General features: G+C 45.5%; 18 protein-coding genes. 9 read left to right on the top strand and 9 right to left on the bottom strand.

The features are described 5' to 3' along the window. Window positions 1-19: 19 nt before the first annotated feature. The 5 genes from RHEIN_RS17175 to imuA form a co-directional block, all read right to left on the bottom strand. Complete coding sequence (locus RHEIN_RS17175) at window positions 20-739, bottom strand: ion transporter (protein ID WP_158005496.1); 720 nt, start codon at window positions 737-739, stop codon at window positions 20-22. A gap of 141 nt (window positions 740-880) precedes the next feature. Beyond that, window positions 881-1,279: a hypothetical protein gene (locus RHEIN_RS17170; RefSeq protein WP_008900248.1), complete on the bottom strand. Its 399-nt coding sequence runs from the start codon at window positions 1,277-1,279 to the stop codon at window positions 881-883. Between the two features lie 22 nt (window positions 1,280-1,301). Continuing rightward, window positions 1,302-4,415, bottom strand: coding sequence for an error-prone DNA polymerase (locus RHEIN_RS17165; RefSeq protein WP_008900247.1), 3,114 nt, complete (start codon window positions 4,413-4,415; stop codon window positions 1,302-1,304). After that, window positions 4,415-5,911, bottom strand: coding sequence for a Y-family DNA polymerase (locus tag RHEIN_RS17160; protein ID WP_008900246.1), 1,497 nt, complete (start codon window positions 5,909-5,911; stop codon window positions 4,415-4,417). The genes RHEIN_RS17165 and RHEIN_RS17160 overlap by 1 nt, the downstream gene beginning before the upstream one ends. An 11-nt stretch (window positions 5,912-5,922) precedes the next feature. After that, a complete protein-coding gene (imuA, locus tag RHEIN_RS17155) occupies window positions 5,923-6,606 on the bottom strand; it encodes a translesion DNA synthesis-associated protein ImuA (RefSeq protein ID WP_008900245.1) in 684 nt (227 codons plus the stop codon). A 200-nt stretch (window positions 6,607-6,806) separates the two neighbouring features. Between imuA and RHEIN_RS17150 the strand changes: the two genes are divergently transcribed. Beyond that, window positions 6,807-7,994: an MFS transporter gene (locus RHEIN_RS17150; protein WP_040555387.1), complete on the top strand. Its 1,188-nt coding sequence runs from the start codon at window positions 6,807-6,809 to the stop codon at window positions 7,992-7,994. 32 nt (window positions 7,995-8,026) lie between these two features. Here RHEIN_RS17150 and RHEIN_RS17145 read toward each other — a convergent pair whose 3' ends face one another. Then, window positions 8,027-8,374, bottom strand: a complete 348-nt coding sequence (locus tag RHEIN_RS17145) for an MGMT family protein (RefSeq protein ID WP_008900243.1) — start codon at window positions 8,372-8,374, stop codon at window positions 8,027-8,029. Between the two features lie 85 nt (window positions 8,375-8,459). Here RHEIN_RS17145 and RHEIN_RS17140 point away from each other — a divergent pair, with 85 nt between their 5' ends. Beyond that, entirely contained in the window at window positions 8,460-8,648 is a 189-nt protein-coding gene (locus tag RHEIN_RS17140; protein WP_008900242.1) for an oxidoreductase-like domain-containing protein, read from the top strand. A 22-nt stretch (window positions 8,649-8,670) separates the two neighbouring features. Here RHEIN_RS17140 and RHEIN_RS17135 read toward each other — a convergent pair whose 3' ends face one another. After that, the gene (locus RHEIN_RS17135; RefSeq protein ID WP_237704405.1) at window positions 8,671-9,084 is read right to left on the bottom strand and encodes a YccF domain-containing protein; all 414 of its coding nucleotides are present in this window, start codon (window positions 9,082-9,084) and stop codon (window positions 8,671-8,673) included. A 144-nt stretch (window positions 9,085-9,228) separates the two neighbouring features. Next, window positions 9,229-10,251 (bottom strand): hypothetical protein, encoded by a 1,023-nt coding sequence (locus RHEIN_RS17130; protein WP_008900240.1) that lies wholly within the window; start codon window positions 10,249-10,251, stop codon window positions 9,229-9,231. Window positions 10,252-10,468: 217 nt separating this feature from the next. Between RHEIN_RS17130 and RHEIN_RS17125 the strand changes: the two genes are divergently transcribed. After that, a complete protein-coding gene (locus RHEIN_RS17125; protein WP_008900239.1) occupies window positions 10,469-12,700 on the top strand; it encodes a S46 family peptidase in 2,232 nt (743 codons plus the stop codon). Between the two features lie 123 nt (window positions 12,701-12,823). Here RHEIN_RS17125 and RHEIN_RS17120 read toward each other — a convergent pair whose 3' ends face one another. After that, complete coding sequence (locus RHEIN_RS17120) at window positions 12,824-13,795, bottom strand: integron integrase (RefSeq protein ID WP_008900238.1); 972 nt, start codon at window positions 13,793-13,795, stop codon at window positions 12,824-12,826. 657 nt (window positions 13,796-14,452) lie between these two features. Here RHEIN_RS17120 and RHEIN_RS17110 point away from each other — a divergent pair. The 6 genes from RHEIN_RS17110 to RHEIN_RS17085 all read left to right on the top strand — a co-directional run bounded on the left by RHEIN_RS17110 (window position 14,453) and on the right by RHEIN_RS17085 (window position 18,562). Beyond that, the gene (locus RHEIN_RS17110) at window positions 14,453-14,719 is read left to right on the top strand and encodes a hypothetical protein (protein ID WP_008900236.1); all 267 of its coding nucleotides are present in this window, start codon (window positions 14,453-14,455) and stop codon (window positions 14,717-14,719) included. Between the two features lie 101 nt (window positions 14,720-14,820). Then, window positions 14,821-15,279, top strand: a complete 459-nt coding sequence (locus RHEIN_RS17105; protein WP_008900235.1) for a hypothetical protein — start codon at window positions 14,821-14,823, stop codon at window positions 15,277-15,279. 164 nt (window positions 15,280-15,443) lie between these two features. Continuing rightward, entirely contained in the window at window positions 15,444-17,021 is a 1,578-nt protein-coding gene (locus RHEIN_RS17100) for a transposase (protein ID WP_008900234.1), read from the top strand. Window positions 17,022-17,203: 182 nt separating this feature from the next. After that, window positions 17,204-17,578, top strand: coding sequence for a hypothetical protein (locus tag RHEIN_RS17095; RefSeq protein ID WP_139056498.1), 375 nt, complete (start codon window positions 17,204-17,206; stop codon window positions 17,576-17,578). 148 nt (window positions 17,579-17,726) lie between these two features. Next, window positions 17,727-18,254 (top strand): hypothetical protein, encoded by a 528-nt coding sequence (locus tag RHEIN_RS17090; RefSeq protein ID WP_008900232.1) that lies wholly within the window; start codon window positions 17,727-17,729, stop codon window positions 18,252-18,254. A gap of 5 nt (window positions 18,255-18,259) precedes the next feature. Continuing rightward, a complete protein-coding gene (locus RHEIN_RS17085) occupies window positions 18,260-18,562 on the top strand; it encodes a hypothetical protein (protein WP_008900231.1) in 303 nt (100 codons plus the stop codon). The last annotated feature ends 188 nt before the right edge of the window (window positions 18,563-18,750 follow it).

The following is an 18,750-nucleotide window of genomic DNA, read 5'->3' as shown; positions in this document are numbered from 1 at the left end:
AAAACGTCCTTTGGTTTCATCAAATTTCACGATCCAGCACTTTTGGCAAACGGCGGTGTTTTTCTTTGGCTTCTTTAATGGCATCACTAAAAGCCGATGCCAGAATACCTGTGGGCACTGCAATCATACATATTCCTGTCACCGCAGTAATACCAGCCAGAATACGGCCAAGCAGGGTAATAGGGTACACATCGCCATAACCTACAGTAGTTAAAGTCGCGACAGCCCACCAGGTTGCGCGGGGTATAGAGCCAAAAGCTTCAGGTTGAATATCGCCTTCCACCAGATAGAGACAAGTGGCGGCAAAAAGTAAAACAATGACACCAAAAATACCACTGACCAGCAGCTCATAAGTGCGGCTACGGATAGCTACAGCTATACATTCCAGAGCTGTTGAAAAACGGCCCAACCGTGCCAGACGGATTACACGGATCAGTAATACCAGACGTAAAATGACACCGCCATTGCCCATATAAAGTGAAAAGGCCACTACTATCGCCAATAAATCAGCCATAGCAAAAAAAGAAAAGAAATGTTGCCAGCGGCTTTTTATCGAATCATTTTCAATACAGGTCCAGAGTCTGGCCAGATATTCCAGTAAAAACAGTGAACCTAAAGCAAGCTCAGTGTAACGAAACCAGTGTTCATGGCCTTGGCGGATATTAGGTTCAGTTTGAATAACGGCTAACAAAATACCAAGGATGATCACCAGAGCTATGGCTATATTCAGAGGCGACATACCGCGGCCTGAATATAATACAGGGTCCAGTTGATGAGCCAGCCGCGAGCGTAAAGGATGTAAAAGTCTGGTTTCAGGCATCAGTGACAAAATAATAAGTTGTTTTATTGATTGTCTGAGCTAGTGACTGATTTAGCAAGACTAAAATCCGGTTAGTACTTGCGCTAAGGTGCCCAGACTATGCTGCGATAACGCCAGTTGTCGTTCGTGCTCAGTTAAAATACCGACAAAAGGAGTGCGGCGGCGTAATTTACGTAAATAAGGGCTGTCTTCGATGATACCTGCACAAAACTGTTCTGGCTGCTGATACAACTCCAGCACCGACACCCAGTGCAGATAAGCGCCATAGCCAAGCTGGCCGTTATCGCGTCGTTCTTCCAGTTTAGCTTTGACCTGCTCCAACAAAGCAGGCTCAGCCAGCAATTTGGTCGCAATAGCCTGATGCAACACCAGAATCTGCCGGTCGATGTTTTCATCTTTAATGCCGGTTTTTTTCACTCTGTAAGGTCTGTTTTGTTTATTGCTTTTGGGTGTCCACATCGTCTGTATTCTTTAGTGTTAATTAATGAAACTCTCTGGAGTAACTTTTAAGCGAGCCAAGTAGTGGCGTCAGGTCGGTTAAACGCCCGGCGATAATATGAATCACCCCGTCTTTTTTCTCCAAAATGCCATTGACCTTCAATAGTTTAGATTTTAAATACGGCTGGCGCTGCGCCGAAGCTGTGGCCGACCAGACCACTACATTGCTAAAACCTGTGCCATCTTCCAGCGTAATAAAAGTCACGCCCGACGCTGTACCAGGGCTTTGCCTCGCTGTGACTAAACCTAGTACAGTCACCACCGACTTATGGTTCAGTGTGTCCAGCTCTGCTGCCTGTGCAAATTTCCCCAACAGCCCTTGTTGCTTTAATAACTGAACAGGATGAGTGCGTAAACTCAGGCCTGTACTTTGATAATCTTCGACTACTTCAGAGAGCTCAGTGGGCATAGGCAACTGGTACTGGGTTTGGTAAGGCTCAGCTGCGAGTAAAGGCAATTTATGTTGCTGATCCAGTAATTGCCAGCGCGCCTGATAACGTTGCCCCGACAGTTGTTGCAAAGCATTGGCACTGGCAAGGGCTGTTAAATCACTATCGGACAAACCCCTTTGTGCTACTTCAGCCAGTTGCTGATAACCTGCTTTGGGTCTGTGTTCCAGCAGCAGCTGTGCACCTTGCCGGCTTAAACCTTTCACCAACCGAAGGCCTAAACGAATCGCAAAAGCCGATTTAGCTGCAGAAGAGGCAGGAACCATTAAATGGTCCCAATCGGATTGATTCACGCACACCGGCAACACTTCGACATCATGCATTCGTGCATCCTGGATCAACTGGCTGGGTGCATAAAACCCCATAGGCTGGCTATTGAGCAAAGCCACATAAAAAGCCACAGGGTAATAATGTTTTAAGTAAGCGGACACATAAGCCAACACAGCAAAACTGGCCGAATGTGATTCAGGAAAACCATATTCACCAAAACCACAAATTTGCTGATAAATACGTTCGGCAAAGTCTTGTTGATAGCCTCTGCTTAACATGCCGTCGATCAGCTTTTGTTTAAACTGAATTAACTCGCCGGTTTTTTTCCAACTGGCCATAGCACGGCGTAGCTGATCGGCTTCACCGCCACTAAAACCTGCAGCTACCATGGCCAGTTTAATCACTTGCTCCTGAAAAATAGGCACACCTAAAGTGCGTTCCAGCACGTTTTGCACAGCAAGTGAAGGGTAAGACACAGCTTCTTCGCCATGGCGGCGTTTTAAATAAGGATGCACCATATCGCCCTGAATAGGGCCAGGCCGTACTATGGCAATCTGGATCACTAAGTCGTAATAACAAGCCGGGCGCAACCGTGGCAGCATCGACATCTGAGCCCGAGATTCAATCTGAAATAAACCTACCGTATCGGCCCTCTGAATAGCTTCATACACCTTGGGGTCATCACCTGCTCTGGTAATGGCCGCTATGCTTAAATCGGTGTTCTGGTAACGCCTGACCAAATCAAACGCCTTACGAATGGCGCTTAACATACCCAAAGCCAGTACATCTACTTTTAAAAGCTTTAATGATTCCAGATCATCTTTATCCCATTGGATCACAGTGCGATCGGCCATGGCTGCATTTTCCACCGGAACCAGCTCGTACAAAGGCCCCTGGGATATAACAAAACCCCCTACATGCTGGGATAAATGCCGTGGCATGCCGAGCAGTTGCTGCACCAGTTGCACCAAAAGCTGAGCTTTTTTGGCTTGTGGATCCAGCCCCAACTGTGTCAGTTGGCTGCTCCAGTGCTGGCTTTTATCGCGCCTGTGCAGGTTTTTTAAAAAAAACTCCACCTGATGCAGCTCAAAGCCCAAAGCTTTACTGATATCCCGAAAGGCGCTTTTAAAGCGGTAACAAATCACTGTAGCGGCTAAAGCAGCGCGTTCACGGCCATATTTCTGGTAAATATATTGAATGATCTCTTCGCGGCGTTCATGTTCAAAATCGACATCTATATCAGGGGGTTCTGAGCGCTCTATTGAAATAAAGCGTTCGATTAATACCTGAATTTGGCGCGGATCCACAGCTGTAATCGCCAGACAATAACAAACCACAGAGTTGGCGGCTGAGCCCCGGCCCTGATACAAAATCTGTTGTTTCTGCGCAAACAGCACCAAATCGTGAATAGTTAAAAAATAGTAGGGGTAATTCAGCTGCTCTATTAGATCCAGCTCTTTTTTAATGGTTTGCTGAATATCATCAGGTACGCCTTCAGGAAAACGCTGCTGTTCACCCTTTTTAACCAGTGCGCGTAAATGCTGCATGGCTGTCAAACCTTCAGGTACCAGTTCGGCCGGATACTGGTAACTCAGTTCATCCAATGAAAAGCTGCATAAATCGGCTAGTTTTTGGCTGTTATCCAGAAGCTCAGCCGGAAACAACTGCTGAAGTTTTTTGATAGGCCTTAAACTCTGTTCGGCGTTACTTAACAGCTGCCGCGCCATATCAGGCACAGCTTTGCCAGCTTTAATAGCGCTTAATGCATGTTGCAAAGGCAAGCGACTGGCCTGATGCATTAACACTTCACCTGTAGCGCAGCAGGGCAGTTGCAGCTGCTGTGCCAGTTGCTGGCAGTAGGGCAGATAAAACTGATCCTGGCTTTGTAATTTGCGGCTGGCGCCTAACCATAAACGTGCTGCATGATGTTGCTGTAACCAGTTGCCCCAGTACTGATCGGTCTGAGCATCGCCACTGGGCAGCCAGAGGATCTGACAATGCTGAATACGCTGAATATCCCATTCGGCTAACTGGTAAGAGCCTTTTTCAGCGCGGCGTCTGGCCTGAGTGATAATACGGCATAACTCGCTGTAGGCGGTTTTGTTCGGGCAGAGTAATACCAGCCGTAACTGTGGGTTCAGTACCAGCAAAGAGCCAATGATCAGTTTCAGCGGCAACTGCTTTTCTTTGATCTGATGGTGAGCGCGTACTACGCCTGCCAGCGAGCATTCATCAGTGATAGCCAAAGCTTTGTAGCCTAAAACTGCGGCCTGCTGCACTAATTCTGCCGGACTGGAAGCGCCTTGTAGAAATGAAAAATGGCTCTGGCAGACTAATTCGGCATAGCCAGTAGTTTTAATGGCGACAGGGCTTTTCATCAGCTGAAATACCCCTGCACGTACAATTGCTCCGGCTGCTGCAAGTCACGGTATAACCACAACCACTGGCCTTGTGAATTCTGAGCCACATAATAATCGCGGTGTTGGCTTTGCTGTTGCCACCAGCCGCTGCTTAAGCGTTCAGGGCCATAGTGTAGCTGCAATTGCTGTTGCTGCTCTGCATCAAGCGCCAAAGGCGGCTCCACTAAAAATGCCGGGCGCACCGCAGCTAAAGAGCCGGCAATAGAAGCTTGTGGCTCTAAAGCAGAAGCATAGCTACTAGCCTGCTCGGGCAATAAATCGTTGTGTAAACAAGGGCTTTTTACCTGCTCTTTACCCAAACGAGCCTGTAATAATGACAAAAGCTGTAAGGCTGAGTACAGCTGTGCTTTACCCGCCCCCAAATGGCCAGCAAACAGGGTTTTGTACTGAGCGTAACGCGGCCCGGCGCGGCGAAGGCTGAGTTTCAGCTGTATCACGGCTTTGTTCAGCTTTAAGCGCTCCAGCTGCAATTCGCTGATTTTTAGCCAGTCTTTGCTTTGGTATTCACCCTGAGCTGAATGCAATTGCAGCTGTTGTTGCTGATCCTGGCGCTGTAATAAACTAAGTTCCAACTGATAGGCCAGTTGTTCCCGTTGTTGTAAATACAACTGCAATAAGCCAAATAAATGCTTCAGCGGCCCCAGTAACTGGTCGCTGCGCTCCATTTCGTACAGCAGTTCCAGTTGTTGCTCGAACTGTTCAACTGGCTGAATAAACTGCAGCAAAGCGGGTTTGGCTCCTGTCAGTTGCTGCAAATACTGCAGCATTTCAATACCAAAACGCCGCACCAGCTCAGCCTGTGGGATCTTTAATAGATCATCAAGCTGTGCAAGCCCTAGCCGCTGTAATTGTTCCAGTAATTTTTCTGGTAATTGCGCCTGTTGCAGTGGCAGCGCTTTGAGTTGCTGCTGAATTTTATCCTTTTGTAGTAAAAACTGATCCCAGCCTTGTTGTGCTAATAAACGCGCCACTAAAGGCTGTTGTGCTGTCGCAAAATGGTACTGATAACCGGCTTGCTGCAACACTTGTTGTATCTGTTGCCAGAACTGCATAGCGCCACCATACAAAGCCAGCATAGGGCTGAGTTTTAGCACTAAACCCGAATCAGCTTGCAGCGCTATATCACCACAGTATTGATACAACAGCTGAGCTAACTGCTGCAGTTGTTGCTGTTCTTGCTCAGCCTGATGCGGCACCAGTTGCAGTTGATGACATAAAGACGCGGCCGAAGCTAATCCCATGCCCAAAGTTAAGCCAGCCTGGCGCGCAGCTGAGTTTAATTGCAGCAACTGATGGTCAGCGCCTACTATCGCCAGAGGTGCAGTTAAATTGAGGTAGTTATTACTTTTATTCTGACCTGACAAGGCTGTAGTTGTGTTTTGCAGCAATAACAACTTATCCAGCTGCAACTGCGGGAAATATAAATACAACCAAAACTCCATCCGCTCAGACATAACAAATAGCCTCAGCTGACTCGTGATAAAGGTGGACGGCCATGCTGTTCGTGCTGGAGTTCAGGCTTTATAAACTGCGGATACAATTCTGCCCATGGCAGCACTAATTCTTGTTGTTGCCAGCCGCCTTTACGCTTCAGAATACGGATCTGTAAGCCAGCTGGAGTGGGAATGAGCTGCAAACTTAAAGCCCAGGGCAGCAGTTGTTGTTCCGCCTGTGCCGGGCGGAAAAAATACAACTGGCTTTGGCCTTGCTCTGCGGCTAGCTGCAAACGTTTGAGCTGAGTTAAATTCAGGCTGTTTTGCCATAACAACACATCCTTACAGCTGCCACTTTTTAAGCACAGTTCAGCGGCCCAAAGGGCATCCGCAGAGCGGGGGGCATTCAGTTGCAGTACCTGATGCAAAGGTCGTTTTTGCTGCAACAAATACTCAGCACAAAGGCTGGCGGGTGGATTGATCCAGATTTGCAGCAACTCAGATCCGGATCCTGCCAGTGCTTTTTGGATCAATTGCAGTTCAGCACAAGCGCCATGGCTTTGTAATTCAACGACATTATGCGCTGGCCAACCGCCACCCAGAAATTTATCCAAAGCAGTAAAGCCTGTGCTTTGGCAATGTTCATAAGGGGCTTCGGTTTGACTGGCCTGCCAGATCAGTTGTCTGTTCTGTAGCTGTTGCAGCAGAGCATTCATGATTTTTATCTCGAAATACTGTATATAAAAACAGTATAAAAGATCTGTTTTGGATCGCAAGGACAAAGTCAGAGTTTTTGTATTCAGCTGTCTCTGATGGCTAAGGAGGTAATAATTATGTTAATGTGCGCGGCTTTTCCGCCTCCTGTTTATCTGATCTGCTTTGCCCTCTGGCAGCTGATTTGACTTATGGTACTGATATGACTGAAACCAATAGCTTTACGACAAAAACCTGGATCCTGATCCTGAGTTTAGTGCTGATTGCCCTGACTTTACGGCCTTCAATGGCCTCTATCGGGCCTTTATTGCCCTTTATGCAACCTGAATTACATCTGTCTTTTACTCAGGCTTCATTACTGACGATGCTGCCTGTATTAGCTATGGGCCTGGGCATCTTTTTTGCGCATCAACTGGCGTTATGGTTTGGCTCTTATCAGGTTGTGTTCTGGGCGTCCATCGCTATAGCTGCAGCGACAGCGCAGCGTTATTGGGCTGTGGGCGCTTTGGATTTAACCTTAAGTGCCATAGTGGCAGGTTTAGGTATTGCCATGGTGCAAGCCGTAGTGCCTGGTGTGATTAAACAAAAATTTGGTACTAAAGCACCTTTAGTCATGGGCTGGTATATATCCGCCATTATTGCCGGAGCTGCTTTAACTGCATCCCTTGCAGCTTTTTGGGCCGACTGGGCACAAAGCTGGCGTGTGGCTTTATCCGGTTGGGTCGTTTTATCTGTGCTGGCTTTGGTGTTGTGGTTTTCACAAAAAAACGCCATTCAAAACCTGCCTGTAGCTCAGTCACAACAAAAACCTCTGAGCTTTAGTAAATATGGCCGCTCCTGGACTTTGGCCCTGTTTTTTGGCCTGGTGACTTGTGCTTTTACCTGTGTGTTGGCCTGGTTGCCAGCTTATTATGTAGAGCAGGGCTGGAGTGAACAAAAAAGTGGTTTGCTGCTGGGCTTGTTGCTTTGTATGGAAGTGGTATCAGGTTTTGTCAGTCCCTGGTTAGCCAGTCGTAAGCTGGATCGTCGTCCTGTGATGCTGGTTTTATTAGTGTTGATGGCGACAGGTTTTGCTGGTTTAGTGGTGGCACCGCAGCTGGGTTTAATCTGGGCTTCCGTATTAGGTTTAGGTATTGGCGGTTTATTCCCATTGTCCTTAATTGTGTCTATGGATCATCAACATCAGTCTTCTGCTGCGGCCAGTCTGACTGCTTTTGTCCAGGGCATAGGTTATACGCTGGCGGCTTTTTCGCCTTTGATTGCTGGTTTTATCCGAGATTTCAGCCAAAGTTTTAGTATCAGTTGGTTATTGTTAGCTGCTATCGCTGTGCTGCTGATGGTGATGGCTACACGTTTTAATCCGGCGTTTTATGAAAGTCGTTTTGAATGATTTTCGTGTTGGCAGTTTTGCGGAATTTCAGATCAATATTGCAGTTTAAATAACAATTCTGCCAAATCGGGTTGCCACCAAAAGTCTTTGGCCACCCGGCCATTTCGAACTATTACGCCTTCAGAGAGCAGCAATTGTTGCTGCTCCAACGCTTGAGGTGTACCTGCAGCAAAAGCCAGCTGACCACCGGATCGCATCACTCTGTACCAGGGCAATTGCAGTTCATCCGGTGCTAAACCCAGGGTTTTACCCACCAAGCGGGCTCGCCCAGGCAAACCTGCTAAATCGGCGATCTGACCATAACTGGCAATTTTTCCGGCTGGAATTTGTAACACCGTTTGCCAGATCCTTTGTTGTTTGGAAGGGCTTTGTTGCTGCATTAAATCTCTGGTTTAAAAGCACATCAGTGGCTGAATGTTAAAGCACAATGCTACAATGCCGCCGCCTTTTTTGCCGGAGTTTTTCATGTTTATCACTATTGACGGAATTCGGCTGCGTATTCCAACCGAAGAGCCTGTAGCGCCAGAAAGCAGCGACTGTTGTGGCAGTGGCAGCTGTTGTCCTTGTGTTTGGGATTATTACCGTGCTCAGAAAAAAGCATGGTTAGGGCAAAATGAGCAAGAGCAGCAACAGGAGCAAGAGTCTGATCTATAACTCTTGCTCCTTAAATCGTCGCTTAATAGGCTTTGTTCACTACAGTCCGGCCTATAGGCGCCAGACTTAAAGTGGCCAGTTTTAAGTGAGCTAAGCCAAACGGAATACCTATGATGGTAATAAAACAAGCCACGGCATGGAACAAATGACCCAACGCCAGCCAAAACCCTGCAAAGACAAACCAAATTACATTACCGATAAAACCCAGCGGACCAGTGCCTATATCGGAAATACGGTTTAAGCGTTCACGGTTGACGTGCTCGTTGCCAAAAGGCCAAAACGCCATTTCACCAATCACAAAACAGGCGCGGCCAAAAGGAATAAACACAATACTTAAAAAGCACAGCAAACCGATACACCACCAGGCCAGCCCCATTAAAAAGCCACCCATCACAAACCAGAAAATATTAAATATCAGCCTTAAAACACTCATCATAGCTCTCCTTTTTTAGCTTCTGCCAAAAAGGTTACAAGATTAAGGCCAGCTTTAATTTTTATATAAATCAGTAAGATAGATTTTAAAGGCGAAAGTGGTTCTGTGAAAATAACCACTTTATAGTCAAATACACCTCTGATATGGCTACTGATCAGTTAAAGGTGCAGGTACCAAAGCTCTGCCTGTTACACCAGTTGGAAAAGCCGGAGAGTCACAGACCCGAACTTTGTAGCTATAGCCCACTGGCTGAGTGGCATCAGGTGTGACCACCAGTACTTCGTAGTCGTTGATATGCACCAAATGCTCAGGTGGGGTCAGTTTACAGCTAGACGCACTTAAGCTCTCGACATGGTAGTTAAAAGAGGCCACCAGTTTATTCAGCCACAGCATAGTGGGTAACTTAAAGCCGCTATCGCCCATGACATAACCATCACCGATAAATACCTGAAACTCAGGGACTTTGCTGTGTGGGCCTTTTGGCTGCTGATGCTTCAATTCTGCTTCACGTTTTTTTATTTCTTCCAGTTGTTTTTGCAAAGATTCTGGAGTGTTTTGCTGTTGAGTCGTCTCTCCCCAATTTAAAAACTGTTCTGGATGACCGCTGAAATAGCTGAATAACGTAAAAATTAAAATCATAGTGACCACAGGCAAATAAATAATGCGGGCCATTAAAGTCCAAACCGGAAATTCTTCATCATCCAGCAGATGTTTAGAGGGCACGCCTAAAGGCCGTAGCATCAACAGCAGCATCACTTTCAACAGGTGCAGCATGGAATAAAACTGCAGAGTGAGCATGCTGCCAATTAAAGTCCAGGCCGGTGCCAGTAATAAAGCGGCTAAGTTCACGCTGTAGGGCACTACATTAGGCCGTACTCCTATCACACCATTGACAATAGATTCGGCATAAGCAAAAGAAAAATTCAGTACTATGGCGTAAAAAATAAGAATACAGGCTTTACCCAGCAAGCTATGCCACCAAATCGCAAAACGTTGCCACATCTCTTTGGCTGTGGCCAAAAGCAGTAATACAGAGGCAATTTGCGCTAAAGCAGAGTTATCTGCCCTCAGTAGCAAGTACAACAGAAAAAATACAGTGGCCAGTAAATAGCACCACTGCGCAAAATGCAGTTGCGCCAAACGGGGAAAACGCTCATTCCATTGTTGCATAGTTAAATTCCTGAATTCTATATAGTTATCTTTATGTTGCTATTGTTAGCACGAGGCAGCTTTTTGCTCAATCCACCAGAGAAAAGAATCTGGTCTGCAACTGGGCTTAAATTTCCCACGCTGAACTAAACAAGGTTGCACCAAAGCGCTTTACATGGATAATTTGGCTTTTATTTTTACGCGCTAAAACTACAACTAAAAAATACCAAGGAATTGTATGAAATCTGTATACCTGCTTAGCACTGTGGCGCTTAGCCTCAGCTTTGCCACTCTGGCCGACGAAGGCCAGTGGCAACCTCATCAACTGGCTGAATTACAAAAAGAACTGACAGCTAAAGGCATTGATATACCGGGCAAACAGTTGGCCGATTTAAGCCAGTACCCAATGAACGCCATTGTGAGTATGGGCTATTGTTCTGCCTCTTTTGTATCGCCTCAAGGCCTGGTGGTCACCAACCATCACTGTGCTTACAATGCTATTCAGAACAACTCAAGCAAAGACAATAATCTGATTGATAAAGGTTTTTTAGCCAAAACTATGGCTGAAGAATTACCGGCAGGGCCGCAGGAACGCTTGTATATCACTGAAGCCGTGACTGATGTAACAGCACAAATTACCGGTTCACTGGCGGCTGATTTATCAGGAAAAGAGCGTTATGAGGCGATAGAGGCGAACCGTAAAGCATTAATTAAAGACTGCGAAATTGACCCGAATTACCGCTGCTCTGTGGTGAGCTTTCACCACGGTATGGAGTATTTCCAGATCAAACAGCTGATGCTGCAGGATGTACGTTTGGTGTATGCACCGTCAGAAGCGGTAGGAAACTACGGTGGTGATATCGACAACTTTGAGTACCCACGTCATACCGGCGATTACACTTTTATCCGTGGTTATGTAGGTAAAGACGGCAAGCCAGCGCCTTATTCAGTGGATAACGTGCCCTATCAAAGCAAAAACTTTTTAAAAGTGAATGCCAATGGTGTCCGTCAGGGCGATGGTATTTTATTAGCAGGATACCCAGGCCAAACCAGCCGTTACCGTTTAGCCGATGAAATCTCTTTTGCGGCCGACTGGCAATATCCGGCTCAGGTGAAAACCTATCAGCAAATGATCAACACCATCGACCGTTTAGGTGCAGCTGACGGCGATTTAAAGGTGAAATACTCCTCTACCGTAAAAAGTCACAATAACCGCATGAAGAAACTGCAGGGCTTATTGGATGGTTTTCAGGTAACAGATATTCACGCTATCAAAGTGCAACGTGAGCAGGCTTTGCTGGACTGGATTAAAGCCGATGAAAGCCGTAAACCCTACCAGCAAAGTATGGATGCATTAAAACAACTGATTAAAACCGAGCAGGCTTTTACTCAGCAAACTTATTACTTTGAAGCAGCCAAACGCAGCGATTTATTGCAAGCCGCTATGTTGTTGTATCGCTTAGCGCAGGAAAACCAAAAACCTGACGCGATGCGCGAAATGGGTTTTCAGTTACGTGATTTAAAAATGATTGAAGGCCGTTTAGCCCGGATGGAAAAAAGTTTTCACCCTACTATGGACTTAGCCCTTTGGTCAGAACAGTTGGCAGATTATATGGCGCAGCCAGACTCTGTACGTGTAGCAGAATTGGATGCAGCTTTAGGTTTAGCAGCAGGCATAACCCAAGCTCAAATTGCTGAAAAATTAACAGCACTTTATCCACAAAGTAGCCTGACAAGCACTGAAGGCCGCAAAGCCTGGCTGGGTAAAACACCTGCGGATTTTGCCGAAAGTTCAGACCCTTTTATTCGCATTGCAGTGGCTATTTTTGACAAAAATATGGCCTTAGAGACACAAGATAAAGAGTTAAAAGGCCAGCTCTCCACAGTGCGTCCGGCTTATATGCAGGCCATTATTGCCTACAACAAAGCGCAGGGAAAACCAGTGTACCCTGACGCGAATAGCACCTTGCGTATCACTTATGGCTCAGTAGACGGTTATCCGGCCAAAGACGGTGTGTATAAAACACCATTTACCTCAGTGAAAGGCTTAATTGCCAAACGTCAGGCAGATTACCCTTTTAACGCCCCACAAAACCTGGTGGATGCCTATCAGGCTGGTAAAACGGAAGGCTATTTTTACGCCGACTTAGCAGCCCAAAGCAAAGAGCCGTGGTTCTGCGGTATTTTCAGCTGCCCGAAAACTGAAGTAAAAGCCTTTAACTCAGTGCCGGTTAACTTTTTATCCAGCGCCGACACCACAGGCGGCAACTCAGGTTCAGCAGTGATGAACGGTAAAGGCGAGTTGGTTGGCTTAAATTTCGACTCGACCTATGAGTCGATCACCAAAGACTGGTACTTCAACCCGGAGATCACCCGCGCCATTCATGTCGATATCCGCTATGTATTGTGGATGATGCAATATGTTGATAATGCGGATAATTTATTAGCGGAAATGGACATAGTAAGGTAATAGGTAGGGGCGGGTCTTGCACCCGCCCGTCTATGGATACCGCGGTGCCTGTTGACGGGGCGGGACAAGCCACGACCCCTGCAACCCTCCCGTCTATCGTTCAGTCAGAAGCGCTCTAAACTTTTACCCATTCAACAATAAAGACAACGGACTTTTCACCGCATTACCTCCGCGGTTTAAAACGTGAGTATAGATTTGAGTGGTTTTTACATCGCTGTGGCCTAGTTGTTCTTGCACTGTTCGGATATCAATACCTGCTTCCAGTAAATGTGTAGCAAAGGAATGGCGCAAAGTATGACACGTTACATTCTTTGATATTTTCGCTAATCGCGCCGCTACTTTTATAGCGCGTCTGACGGTAGTTTCATCCAGGTGATGTCGACGTATTAACTTTGATTCCGGATCGAGGCTAAGCAGGCCCGACGGAAATAAATAGTGCCAGCCAATTTCTTTCGGCGCAGCCGGATATTTTCGGGCCAAGGCAAAAGGTAACCAGACTCCTGCATAAGAGGAGTTGTGCAGATCAGTCTGAAAATACTGTTTTACATGTTCTATTTGCAGTTTCAGGGCCGGAATAAGCTCAGGTGCCAGCGTAACTCGGCGGTTTTTATTGCCTTTCCCTTGCCAGACGAGAACTGATAAATAGTCAAAATCAATATCCTGCACCCGCAGCCGAACCGCTTCCATTAAGCGCAAGCCACTGCCGTACATTAGTTGCGCCAATAACTTATATTTGGGCTCAATCAAAGCTAACAACTGCTGAACCTCAATGCGGGTTAGCACTACAGGCAATTTTTGCGCAACACGGGCTTTATTAAAATTAAGGTTCAGCGATAGTGGTCGTAAGATAATATGCCTATACAAAAAGCTCAGCGCATTTAAAGCAGTAGCCTGAGTTTTGATGGCCACAGTTCGCTGATTAGAAAGATAAGATAAAAATTGCTCCACATCGGTATCAGATAGCTGATTAGGGTGGCGTTTGTTATGGAACAAAATATAAAACCTGATCCAATACAAATAAGTCTCGACTGTGCGCTTGGCATAACGCCGTGACACCATAAATTCCCTTACGTAATCCAAAAAAGGCGAGGCCATTTTTTGCTCCAGAATGACTGTTTAAATAAACAGTGGTTCAGCTTGAGTAAAAAATCCACCAACTAGCGTACTACTTGTGTAGATTTTGTCGGCCAAGATTTTAGTGATTTCAGAAAAATCTGTTGAAATAGAGCTACATCAGCGTTAATTTGGTATGAGTAAAAATCATGAAAGAAGACAGAAAAATGTTCGACTTGCGGGCAGAAACCCTTCTATTAAATTGTTATAGGCTATCGATGAGATTCGTCAATCTTTCAATATTTTTATTCGCGGTTACGCTACCAGCTTTCGGTCAGGTTAAATGTGACGAATCAGTACAGATTTTGCAAAACGGTGACGATGATAGGTTTTCCATAGAGAAAAAATCCGAACATACTGATTGGGTCAAAATGCGTTTTATAGTGGAAATATCCGGTAGTGCGTCGGACATTAAACCTGTTGATTACTCAACGCATCGATACATTAATCGCGCGGACTTACGAATTAAGAAAATAAAGTTTGCTGCGCCGGTAAGGCATTGTTTTAAAGATTTAATTTTGTATCAAAGGATAGAGCATGCAGTTGGCCTATAACAAGGCGCTGTTGTCGCCACTGTCGTGGCTGGGACGGCTTACGCTGCGCTCCAGCCGCCCCAAAGCTTTGCGTTAGGTTTTATCGATGAATGCGAAAAGTGTTGCTGATGTAGAAGGGCTGTGGGTAGAACCAGAATTAAACTCTGGGTTAATACAGCGCTGCAGAGATAATTGGTCAAAGCCAGTGTCTCAAGTTACAAATCATGTTCTTGCAACATTTATCCGCCAAAAACTTGCGCTAGCCATTGTAGTTCCAGAGGCAGAAAATCGCCTTAAACGTGGTTACGTAGATGATACAGAGCTATACGATAAAGAGCTGGAAGTAGCAATAAATGAACTGCCAAAAACCTAACAAGGCTGTTAATTTCGTTCGCTCACTGGGACACCTTACACGCCGCTTCGCTCTGTTCCAGCTGCCTATTACCGCGGTGTTATGTTTAAAAGGAAACTACGATGAACTATTGGCGCATGCAACTGCACCCTGATGATTCTGCAAATGCTGGTCTATACGCAAATCAGAGCATTGCTGCTGGTTTCATTGGGCTCGATTTTGCAACCGATGTGGGTGATCTGCTCTCTGATGCTCATCAAGAAATTCTGTCTACTCAGAAAGATTACGTTGATTTCGCAAAGAATATGGAAGTGGGTGATAAGGTCTTAATCATCGTCCATCATTTTCCGTTCGCTGTTGTTACCGTGGCCAGTGATTACAACTACATCAGAAGAACGGAGCCTGAACTTGGTGTCTGGTTTAGACACTTCCGAAGAGTCGAAGATGCTATTTACTACTCTGATTTTCATACCAATGCGAAATCGTGGGAGCAGTACATCATGACAGATACAATCTCTATCCTGCGAGATCCTGAGTCGAAGTCATACAGATTGATCGAGGAAATGAGCAATCAAACATAACAAGTTGCTCAAGTTCACTCCGGCCCGTTGGGCCTCCGCGGGACAACCTACACTGCGTTTCGGTTGCCCCTTAGCAAGGCGTTGAGGCTGTAGAAAAACCTCTTTTCACCCGATCAGGTTTGTGATCAAATAGCGTTGTCTGAATAAAAAATGGACAACTTCTCATGCCTAAATTCATTCCATACGATTACAACCAAAGTGCGATGGTCGTGATTAATTATCTCGACCAATTGCAGCCTGGCACTTTTGAACATGCCATCCATTATTTGATTGATAACAAACTCGACCTGTCGATATTCCACAACAAGTACCAGAATGAAGACAACGGTCGCCCGGCGTATGACCCTGCGGTGCTGCTTAAAATCATTTTGTTTGCTTACTCCAAAGGCATCACGTCCAGTCGCGAGATACAGTGGTGCTGCGAAACCAATATTATTTTTAAAGCGTTGTCGTGCGATACGGTGCCACACTTCACGACGATAGCAGCTTTTGTCAGTGGCTCGTCAGTGCAAATTGCGCAGTTATTTGAGCAAGTGTTGCTGGTATGCCATCAGCAGGGCTTATTGGGAAATGAACTGTTTGCTATCGACGGCTGTAAAATGCCGTCCAACGCAGCTAAAGAATGGTCCGGCACCTTAAAAGAACTCACGGCCAAACGAGATAAACTCAAACGGCAAATTCGTTATCACCTAGAGCAACATAAGAAGCTCGATGAACAAGCCAATGCAGATGAAGTGCGTAAAACGCGACATCAGCAAAGTATCGACACCTTGAACAAAGCGCATGACAAAATCACTGACTTTTTAAAGACCGCCAGTCCACGGATGGGCCAAGGCAAAAGAGCCAGGGAAGTAAAAAGTAACATCACCGACAATGAGTCCGCCAAAATGACCACCAGCAAAGGCACGATCCAGGGCTATAACGGCGTGGCGGCGGTGGATAAAAAGCACCAGATAATTGTCGATGCACAAGCCTTTGGTGAAGGGCAAGAACATCATACGTTGGTGCCGGTGCTGGAAAAGATAAAGCAGCGTTATAAAAGTATGGGCATCAGCGAGAACATCTTCGCTGGTAAAACCATAGTGACGGCCGATACCGGCTTTGCCAATGAAGCGAACAATAGCTACTTGTATCAACAGCAAATCAATGGCTACATCCCTGATAACCAGTTTAGAAAACGGGATCCGAAATTCAGTGACCAAAAGCAAAAGTATGGTAAGCGGCATCAGGATAAGGCGGTTGGACAAAAGGTTGTGATCTCAGCCAGCGCTTTTGACTTTGACCCCATAGCAATGAGCTGTATTTGCCCCTCGGGGTTGTTGCTGTCGAGCCGGGGGATCAGGCTGGAACCTGATGGCCAAAAACGAGCGTTGTTTACAGGCAAGTTATTGCAGTGCCGCAGTTGTGATTTAAAAGAGCAATGCATGGTAAACCCAGAATCAGCCAATCATAGAAAAGGCAGCGGCCGACAGGTGTCGTTTTTACTCAAAGCCAATGCACCGCCTAATTACACCGATTGGATGAAGCAACGTGTCGACAGCGATGTGGGGAAACAGATATACAGCCATCGGATGTCAGTCGTAGAACCGGTGTTTGGCAATATCGGCACCAATAAAGGGCTCAATCGGTTTAGCTTACGCGGCAAAACCAAGGTGCAAGGCCAATGGCAGTTGTATTGTATGGTACATAATCTGGAAAAAGTGAGCAGATACGGTAAGTTAGACTGGCATTCACAAAAATAGGGCTGGATAAGGCTCGATATACCGAATGTTTAGGTGAAGTTGCAGTAAATCAATCTTGTCTTGAAATTCCCGCCAAAAGTATGCAGAGTTGGTAACAAACAATAAACAGGATAGCCGAGTAGAAATGCAGTGTTCTAAACAGGTTTTTCTACAGGCTCGTTATGAAGAGGGGAAATAAAATAGTGAAACTAGTTGCTATAGCTTTTTTAATTTTACTCGGTGGCTGCACCTCCAACACAGTCAAAGAAATTCCTCAAGAGAAAGAAATTGAAGTTCGCACAATTCAGAAGGAATTTACACCTCATATTTGGTCTGACCATAAGATCCTAAAAATTTCTACTGAAGCATGTGCAGAAAAAGGTAAAGAAATACTCGAATCTCTTGGTTTCAATCAAATTATTAAAAATGGTAGCTATGTATACGGAAATTACAGTAATAATCGAGCTGTAATTAAATGCTCATCTGTAAATGAAAGCACTTTTGTCTATGCTGCTGTAGCAGGCCCAAAGGTAAAGGTTGTTGAGAAGCTACGAAATGAAATTGTGTGGCAACTCTAAATTCATAATAAATCGCGCCAGGCTCATGCACTTCGTGTGCTGGACACTTTGTAAGCCGCGCCTTTGTGGTTTTGCTACGCAAAAGTAATCCACAAAGTCATAATTTACGAACTACGTCTGCGCTCAGCGTTAACCAGGGAGAGTTCCGTTGAAAATTCTAGTTGTACTATTTTCTCTTATTAGTTTCCAATCTATAGCTTGTAGCTGTATGGGTTACGACATTCAGGAAGCCTTCGATGAGTATCCTGTTGTTTTCGTGGGAACAGTTGAAACTATTGAGACCATCAAACTCAAAGAAGAAGGTTGGTTTAGTTATTCAACAATGAAGGCTATCACCTTGGTTGTCGAACATAGTTTCAAAGGTATAACCGCCGAAAGAGTAAAGGTCACAACAAGAATGGATTCAGCAGCATGTGGCTTTCCATTTGTAGAGAAAGTCAAATACGCTGTATTCGCTATTCCTGATGAAAATGGGCTTCATGTAGGCTCATGTGGGCCAACAATTCATATGGAGAAACGTGAGGATTACTATGAGGATGAGCGCTTAAATGTGACTGATTTTTTATCCAAAAAATTGGCACATAACAATTCGCTTCATTCAGGGCCTATGGCGCTTGCGACGCTCACAAGTTCGCGCGCATGCGCGAGAAGTCAGTTGGATACCTTTCGGATATAGATCAAATGAAAAATATAGCTTTCATAGTGTTTGTTGTTCCCGTATTGGTTGGTTGTACAACAGTAAAGAAGACCTCTGAAAATGAATATGAAGTAACAGTTCAAGGTGGGCCATTTGATAGCATCGAAGCCCTCAAGGAAAAAGCGAGTTCTGAAGCTCAAAAAGTTTGTGGAACGAAGAGTTTTGAGTTTGTAAAAAATTGGATGGGAGATGATTTTGCTTTTAAACAGGAGAAACATTACACCCAGTACGGTGATTACAATTACGGAACGGCGATTGCAAAAATAAAATGTATGTCCAAAAAGTGAGGTTTACGGGTAATGGCACTAACAAGCTGCGTCATTTGTAGCCTTCGCGTACGGCGACGCTCACAAGTTCGCGCGCTTGCGCTTATAGTTAGCCACCAAGATAGATATGTCTATTAACCTGTATAACTCTATAGTCGTCCTCTAAGCTGTACATGTGGAGGTTCTATAAGAATCGTGTCTTTTACAGA

The sequence above is a fragment of the Rheinheimera sp. A13L genome (assembly GCF_000217935.1).
GTDB lineage: Bacteria > Pseudomonadota > Gammaproteobacteria > Enterobacterales > Alteromonadaceae > Pararheinheimera.
Note: the sequence above shows the minus strand (reverse complement) of the source record. Positions and strands in the feature narration are given on the sequence as shown.